The organism is Rhodococcus sp. F64268 (assembly GCF_023015605.1).
In the GTDB taxonomy this organism is placed as follows: Bacteria; Actinomycetota; Actinomycetes; order Mycobacteriales; family Mycobacteriaceae; genus Rhodococcus.
Genome location: NZ_JALKAI010000052.1, coordinates 1 through 265, shown reverse-complemented (window position 1 = coordinate 265; position 265 = coordinate 1). Strand labels below are relative to the sequence as shown.

Sequence of the window (265 nt, the reverse complement as noted above, 5' to 3'; positions counted from 1 at the left end):
TATCGACGATGTACCGGATCCTGCGCGAGAACACGCAGGTCAAAGACAGACGCCGCCAGGCCCGACATCCCGCCCGGGCATGCCCGGAACTGGTGGCCACCGCACCGCGGCAGGTCTACACCTGGGACATTACGTAACTGCCCGGCCCGGCCCGCGGGGTCTATTACGACGCCTACGTGATGATCGACATCTACTCCCGCTACATCGTAGGAGTGCATGTGCAGACCCGCGAGTCCGGCATCCTCGCAGCGGAGTTCATGACAGA

Annotated in this window: 1 pseudogene; it reads left to right on the top strand. The window is 63.4% G+C overall.

Going from position 1 to position 265, the window contains the following annotated elements:
* Window positions 1-265, top strand: a pseudogene (locus tag MWU77_RS24515) (IS3 family transposase); the annotation flags it as partial.